Source organism: Nocardia sp. NPDC004722, assembly GCF_053601505.1.
Map to the genome: position 1 here is coordinate 1 of NZ_JBSGBY010000474.1, position 6781 is coordinate 6781.

Genomic DNA, 6781 nt, shown 5'->3' on the forward strand with positions numbered 1-6781 from the left:
GCGGCCGCGTGGCTCGCCGCCACCGCGACCGCCATCGCCCCGACGATCGCCTCCGGGTGCCGATGCGTCACCTCGGCGCTCGATGCCGCCTGCGCGGCCGCTCGGTCCGGCCGCCCCGCGAAGTAGGCCCCCAGCGGCGCGACGCGCATCGCGGCCCCGTTGCCCCACGACCCGACCCCGTCGAACACCGCCCCGGCCGCCTCCGCCCACGGCCGCCCATCGCGAATCTGGTGCAGCACAACGACTGTCCCGCCGCCATACCCGCGATACGGTTCGCATCGATCGGCGAACACCGCCGCGAGCCGGTCGCGGTCGATTCCGCCGTGCTCCCGCAATTCCGCGTAGACCGAGCACGCCATCTCGGTGTCGTCGGTCCATTCCCACGGCCCCGCAGGCGGTTTCCCGGCCACCAGTTCGGGGACGGAGCGCCCCGGCACGAAGAATTGAGCCCCCAGCGCGTCCCCGACCGACAAGCCGTCGAGGCTGTCGCGCGCGATGGTCAGATCCGAACACATACGCCCGCCATCCTGACGACCCGCCACGGAGAACGCAACCAGCGCGGTGGTCCGAAATTGTCTGTGCCTGCTGCGAGACTCGTGATCATGCGGTGGGCGCTGGCGGAGACGGAGGACGGCGGGGCACGGGTGTGCCCGCTGGGCCCCGACGGCCGACCGGCGGGGCCCGTGGTCGAGGCGGCCTCGATCGCCGAGGCGGTGCGTGCGCATCCGGAGGCCGACCGCTGGGTGTGGCGGTCTACGGCCGGGCTGTACCGGCGGTTGCTGGCCGCCGGGGTCCGGGTCGATCGCTGCTATGACGTCGAGGCCGCGGAGTCCTTGCTCATCGGCCACGAGGAGGGGCAGTCCGGGCAGCCGCGCTCGCTGGCGGCCGGTTGGGCGCGACTGCGCGGATCACCCGTCCCGTCCGACGCGCCCACCCGGGCGGCCGAGACCGAGCCGACCCTGTTCGACTCCGGCTCGGTGACCTTGCTGTCGGACACGGTGCCCCTGCCCGCCGGGACGGACGAATTCACCGCGCTGCTGGCGGTGTACGCGGGCCAGGTCGAACGGACCGCGCGGGCCGCCCATCCCGAGCGCATGCGCATGCTGCTGGCCGCCGAATCCGCGGGCCTGCTGGTGGCCACCGAGATGTCGCGGGCCGGGATTCCGTGGCGCGCGGACCTGCATCGGGAACTGCTCGACGAGACGCTGGGCGAACGGATGCCCGGCGGCGGCGAACCGCGTCGCATGGCCGAGTTCGCCGACGAGGTGTCGCGGGCCTTCGGCGTCCGGGTGCGCCCGGACCTGCCCGCCGACATCATCAAGGCGTTCGCCCGGGTGGGAATCCCGCTGTCCTCCACCAGGAAATGGGAACTGCGGGAGATCGATCACCCGGCGGTCGAGCCGTTGCTGGCCTACAAATCCCTCTACCGGCTCTACACCGCCCACGGCTGGTCGTGGATCGAGCAGTGGGTGCGCGAGGGCCGTTTCCGCCCCGAATACCTGCCCGGCGGCACGGTCACCGGTCGCTGGACCACCAATGGCGGTGGCGCGCTCCAGATCCCGAAGCTGGTGCGCCGCGCGATCCGCGCCGACCCGGGCTGGCGGCTGGTGGTCGCCGACGCCGATCAGATGGAACCCCGGGTGCTGGCGGCGATCTCGCGGGATCCGGGGCTGATGGAGGTGGCCGGTCGCGGCGAGGACCTGTACGCCGATCTCGCGGCCCGCGCCTTCGGCGGCGACCGCGCCCAGGCCAAGATCGCCATGCTGGGCGCGATCTACGGCCAGACCTCCGGGGACGCCCTGACCCACATGGCCGAGCTGCGCCGCCGCTACCCGGCCGCGGTCGCCTATGTCGACGACGCGGCCGCCGCCGGTGAGGAAGGACGGCTGGTGCGCACCTGGTTCGGGCGAACCTGCCCGCCCACCACCGCCTTCGACGAATCCGACACCGAACCGGAGCGTCCCGGCTACTCGAGCACGCCGCGGGCGCGGGCGCGCGGCCGGTTCACCCGCAATTTCGTGGTGCAGGGCAGTGCCGCCGATTGGACGCTGCTGGTGCTGGCCGGGCTGCGGCAGTCGATGCACGCCGCCGGGCTGCGCGGGGAACTGGTGTTCTTCCAGCACGACGAGGTGATCGTGCACTGCCCGGCCGACGAGGCCGAGAAGGTCGCGGAGCTGATCGCCGCCGCCGCCGACACCGCGGGCCGCCTCGCCTTCGGCCCCACCCCGGTCCGATTCCCGTTCACCACAGCGATAGTCGAGTGCTACGCCGACGCGAAGTGACAGCTCGCCGCGAAGTGAGAGCCCGCCGCGACGTGCCCGGCCGCCGCGACGTGTGCGGCCGCCGCGACGTGCCCGGCCGATGTGGGGGAGTGTCTGCGCGAAGTGAGCCGCATCACCCTGAACGCTGTCGTGCCCGCCGCTACGGTGGCGGAGGTGAATCACATCAGAGGGGGATCGGTCCTCGATCAACGTCGGCTGTCCGGGTGGGCCCGCACGGCTTCGTCGGTGGCGCAGGTGCTTTCGACCCCCGACCTCGAGACCGTCGCGAAGGCGGTCGGCAGCGCGGGGGAGCGCGGCGTCATCGCCCGCGGCCTGGGCCGCAGCTACGGCGATCCGGCCCAGAACGGCGGCGGCCTGGTGGTGGACATGACCGCCTTCGACCGCATCCACAGCGTGGACCCCGACAGCGGCATCATCGACGCGGACGCCGGGGTCAGCCTCGACACCCTGATGAAAGTCGGCCTGCCGCAGGGCCTGTGGGTGCCGGTGCTGCCCGGCACCCGGCAGGTCACCGTGGGCGGCGCGATCGCCTCCGACATCCACGGCAAGAACCACCACTCGCACGGCAGCTTCGGCAATCACGTGGTGTCGCTGGATCTGCTCACCGCCGACGGCAGCGTGCACACGCTGACCCCGGAGGGCGCACAGCGGGAGCTGTTCTGGGCCACCGTCGGCGGTATGGGCCTGACCGGCATCATCACCCGCGCCCGGGTCCGCATGAAGCACACCGAAACCGCGTACTTCATCGTCGACAACGACCGCACCGACAATCTCGACGAAACCATGGAGCTGCTCACCGGCGGCTCCGACGACGGCTACGAGTATTCGATGTCGGTGCCCGACACCATCAGCACCGGCCCCAAGCTCGGCCGCGCCGGATTCAGTCGCGGATCCCTGGCGACCGTGGACCAGCTGCCGGTCAAACTGCGCGCGAATCCGCTGAAATTCGATGCGCCGCAACTGTTCACCGTGCCCGACATCTTCCCCAACGGCATGGTCAACAATCTCACCATCCGCGTCGCCGCCGAGGCCGCCCACCGCATCTACCCGCGTCGCGCCCGCGGCCGCATCCAGAATCTGACGCAGTTCTATCACCCGCTCGATCTCATGGGTGAATGGAACCGCGCCTACGGCCGCCGCGGCTTCCTGCAATACCAGTTCTCGATGCCTTTCGGCGCGGAAGCCCAACTGGCGGAAGCAGTCCGCGTCATCGCCCACTCCGGCCACCGCTCGTTCCTCAACGTCTTCAAGCGCATGGGCGCGAGCAACCCGGCCCCGCTGTCCTGGCCGCACCCCGGCTACATGCTGAGCCTGGACTTTCCTTTGAAGGCGGGACTCGGCGACTTCTGCGCCGAACTCGACCAGCGCGTCCTGGACGCGGGCGGCCGCCTCTACTTCGCCAAGGACTCCCGCACCACCCCCGACATGATCCGCGCCATGTACCCCCGCCTGCCGGAATGGCGTCGCATCCGCGACGCCGTCGACCCCGAGCGCCTCTTCGCCTCCGACCTGTCCCGCCGCCTCCATCTCCTCGAAGATCCGGCCTGACAACAAGATCAAGGTGCACTCACTGCGGGAATTTGTCCGAATCACCGCAGTGAGTACTCCCGATCCCTTCATACTCAGGCGAGCTGCGGGATGGCTCCCTTCCGAGTCCGCCGCCAGGCGTACGCGAGGAACACGATCAGCCCGATCAGCGGAATGCTGCTGACCGCCCAGCTGATGCCCAGCGGCGGCCCGGGCTGTTCGAGGACCGTCAGGTTCGTGAGGTCCCCCTCACCGTGCCCCTGCGGCCCGTCGATCGCGAACCGGAACGTCCACGCCCCCTGCTGATCCAGCGACCGCACATCCAGCCCCCAGTCCTCGCGCTTACGAGGATGCCGCGACAACGGCTCCTGATGCCGAAGCTTGCCATTGGGCTGAACCTCACTCAGCGTCCCCGACTTGTCCTCGATCCCGCCATCGGGAATGAACGTGAAGTCCAGCGATTGCATGGCACGCAAAGGCCATTGACTGAACCCGATGGTCAGCGAATACGGTCCGGCCTGCACGTGCTCGGTGTGCACGATATTGACCGGCTGATACGCCGAGGCGGTGCCCGCACCGGTGAGAGAAAGGGCCAGCACCGCGAATATCGTTGCGGCGGCCGCGAATAGTCGCTTGATCATGCGAGAGCCTCCTGGCTCGGTGCGGTCAGGCGCAGCATCTCACCGAAACGCCAGCCCAGGAATCCACCGAGCGCGCCGAACACGGCGGCGGCGACGGTGGTGGCGATCGTGACCGACGCCGCGCCGTAGTGGGCGTGGTGGAACAGGGCCGAGAAATGGAAGCGGGCCTCATAGATCAGCACGCTCTGCACCGGCGAGGTCCCGGCGATGATCGCGCCCCCGACCGCACCCGCCACGGCGGGCAGCACCCGCGAGCCGACGCCGGAGCGACGCAGCAGCAGGTCGATGACCACCCCCACCGGGATCAGCACGAACGGGATCAACGCGGGTGTGGAGGGAATGCCCCGAATGTGTTCGCGCATCGGCAGTCCCACGAAATCGGCGTACGCGCGCGCCGCCCACGGCGCGAACCACCAGAACACCGCCTGGGTGGCCGAGCCGAACACGGCGGTGACGGTCGCGCCCCAGCGGGTGAATCCCGCGCCCGCGATCAGCATCAGGATCACCATGAACGCGGTGACCGCGACCGTCCAGCGCACGGCGCCGCCGCTGAGCCGCTGCACTGCCAGCGCCGTCACCGTGCTGTTGGTGGCCAGATGCGCCAGCGCGAACAGCGCGCCGATCCGTCCCCACGTGTGTGCCCGGGCCGCGGCGAACACGATCACCGTGCCCACCGAGATCACCGTGCTGGACAGGAACAGGCCGATGTGCGGCGGGGAATCGATGATGGCGTCGAACCCGTAGAGGCTGTGCCACCACAGATCCCACAGCCCGTAGAGCAGGAACGAGGCCGCGCCCAAGGCCGCGACCATGTACCCGAGCGGCGCGGTGAAGGTGCGCCCGAACACCCCGATGCCGGGCCCGCCCAGCTCGCCGTCCACCCGCCGCCCGGCCCGCCCGGCCGCGGAGGTGACGAGAATGACGGTGAGACCGGTGAATCCGGCGACGGCGGCACTGGCGTAGATGAACAGGTGCGGCAGGGTGAAGAAGGTGTCGGGCCCGACATCGGAGTGCCACTGGATATCCCAGGTGGATCCGATGGAGAAGGTCAGGCTGGCCGCGAACAGAATGGCCGCGGGTAACCAGGGTCTGATGGTGATCGGCGCGCTCGCTTCCGCGGTCACGCTCCGCGTATTCGCGGTGAGGTCCATGATGGTGCTCCTTATTCAGTTGGCCTGGACGGAGAAGGTGGCGCTACCGGAACCCGGTGCGCCGGAAAGCTTGACGGCGATCTCCCACTGCCCCGGCATGGGCAGGTTGACCGTCGCCCGATAGTGCCCGGGAGTCACGACCGCGGCCGTGCTCGGCGGCAGCGCATGCCCCATCTGCGGCATGGCGGGCTCCACCGAGACCCGATCCGGCGCAGCCGAATCCCCCCGCTGATCGGTGATCTCGAGGTCCACGGTGTTATCCCCGGTATGCGGCGAATCCACCCGCAACTGCACCAGATACGGTCCGGCCGCACTCCGTGACACCGGCTTCGCACTGTCGGACGGCCACACCCACCACACGACCAGGACAACGGCCAATACCGCGGCAGCCGCCGCGATAAGCCCCGCACGCCCGGTCAGTCTCCGGCGTGCGGGCGAATCCCCTTCGCGCACCGGTGTGGCGCTGGGTGTCGCCGTGTCTCTGGGCAGGTTCGATCCGCCCGGTTCAGGGGGTGGGGTCGGTTCGTCAGGTGTGGTCATGGGGTGGCCCCCGCTCGCACCTCGAGGGTGATGGGGACGGTCATGACGGTGTACCCCCGTTCTGCTTGCGCCCAGACCAGGTAGCGGCCGGGCTGTGGAAAGGTGAAGGTGTAGGCCACATTCGGGCCGTAGGCGGCGACCGTCTCGTCCGGTGGCTGGGAGCCGAGGGCAGGGAGCGGGAGCATGGCGTGCGCGTGCGCCCAGATCGGCGCGGTGGTCGCGGCCAGGCCGGTGGGGACGCCGTCGGGCAGCGGTCCGACGGCGATGAGGTGGCCGAGCATCCCCAGCCACGGCTGGAGGTCGGCCGCGCCGCCGAAAGCGGCGGTGAGCGTGGTCGGTTCGCCCGCGATGGCGTCGGTGGAGGTCAGCGTGGCCGCGTCCGGCACAGGAGTTGCGCTGCCCGGCACGGGAGTCACGGTGCCCGGCGCGGGAGGCGTGGTTCCCGGTGCGGCGACGGCGGCGCCCGATGCAGCCGCGGCAGGGGCGGGATCTGCTGAGCCGGACAGGGATTCGGGGCCCACGTGCAAAGGTGAACGGAGTAGCTGCCGCCGAACCGGACGACGCGCTGCGGGATCTCGATTGCGGTGACTGGGCCGGGGAGTCGATGGACGCGCTGGCGCCGGAAGCCTTGATGGGCTGG

The 6781-nt window shown here is 70.4% G+C and carries 7 protein-coding genes; 2 read left to right on the forward strand and 5 right to left on the reverse strand.

Annotated elements, in window-relative coordinates; genetic code table 11:
* Positions 1 to 515, reverse strand: a 515-nt coding sequence (locus ACWELQ_RS33680; RefSeq protein WP_452401073.1) for an ADP-ribosylglycohydrolase family protein, incomplete at its 3' end; no start/stop codon positions are given.
* Positions 516 to 602: 87 nt separating this feature from the next.
* Here ACWELQ_RS33680 and ACWELQ_RS33685 point away from each other — a divergent pair.
* Both ACWELQ_RS33685 and ACWELQ_RS33690 read left to right on the forward strand, forming a co-directional pair.
* Complete coding sequence (locus ACWELQ_RS33685) at positions 603 to 2282, forward strand: bifunctional 3'-5' exonuclease/DNA polymerase (protein ID WP_452401074.1); 1680 nt, start codon at positions 603 to 605, stop codon at positions 2280 to 2282.
* Between the two features lie 153 nt (positions 2283 to 2435).
* Positions 2436 to 3830, forward strand: coding sequence for an FAD-binding protein (locus tag ACWELQ_RS33690; protein WP_452401075.1), 1395 nt, complete (start codon positions 2436 to 2438; stop codon positions 3828 to 3830).
* Between the two features lie 74 nt (positions 3831 to 3904).
* Here the strand turns inward: ACWELQ_RS33690 and ACWELQ_RS33695 are convergent, their stop codons facing one another.
* The 4 genes from ACWELQ_RS33695 to ACWELQ_RS33710 form a co-directional block, all read right to left on the reverse strand.
* Positions 3905 to 4450, reverse strand: a complete 546-nt coding sequence (locus ACWELQ_RS33695) for a hypothetical protein (protein ID WP_452401076.1) — start codon at positions 4448 to 4450, stop codon at positions 3905 to 3907.
* Positions 4447 to 5601, reverse strand: coding sequence for a hypothetical protein (locus tag ACWELQ_RS33700; RefSeq protein WP_452401077.1), 1155 nt, complete (start codon positions 5599 to 5601; stop codon positions 4447 to 4449). Before ACWELQ_RS33700 ends, ACWELQ_RS33695 begins: the two co-directional genes overlap by 4 nt.
* Before the next feature lie 15 nt (positions 5602 to 5616).
* Positions 5617 to 5925, reverse strand: a complete 309-nt coding sequence (locus tag ACWELQ_RS33705) for a FixH family protein (protein ID WP_452401078.1) — start codon at positions 5923 to 5925, stop codon at positions 5617 to 5619.
* A gap of 212 nt (positions 5926 to 6137) precedes the next feature.
* Positions 6138 to 6548, reverse strand: coding sequence for a hypothetical protein (locus ACWELQ_RS33710; protein ID WP_452401079.1), 411 nt, complete (start codon positions 6546 to 6548; stop codon positions 6138 to 6140).
* Between the last annotated feature and the right edge of the window lie 233 nt (positions 6549 to 6781).